The organism is Micromonospora sp. DT178, from assembly GCF_049841695.1.
Lineage (GTDB): Bacteria > Actinomycetota > Actinomycetes > Mycobacteriales > Micromonosporaceae > Micromonospora.
This window is the reverse complement of record NZ_JBNCKV010000105.1, coordinates 1-232: the sequence shown is the minus strand read 5'-3', so window position 1 is coordinate 232 and position 232 is coordinate 1. Positions and strand designations below refer to the sequence as shown.

The window sequence follows — 232 nt, the reverse complement described above, 5'->3', positions numbered from 1 at the left end:
CGACGCGGCGGTGTTCTTGCCATGTCCTCCGAGCAGGGCCTGGCGTTGTTCGACGCGGCGGTGCGTACTGACCGGCCGCAGCTGGTGCCGATCCGGGTGGACGTGGCCGCGCTTCGTCGTGCCGGCGCCGGTAGCGTGTCGCCGCTGTGGCGGACGTTGGCTGGTGGCTTGCCCCGCCGGGCGGCGACCACAACCGATACGCGGGTGGATCTGGCCGCCAGGTTGGCCGCTA

1 protein-coding gene is annotated in these 232 nt (G+C 72.4%); it reads left to right on the top strand.

Features of this window, described 5'->3' with window-relative positions; all coding sequences use genetic code 11:
- Positions 1-21 precede the first annotated feature (21 nt).
- Positions 22-232, top strand: a 211-nt coding sequence (locus tag ACLQ22_RS32165) for a hypothetical protein (RefSeq protein ID WP_425695632.1), incomplete at its 3' end; no start/stop codon positions are given.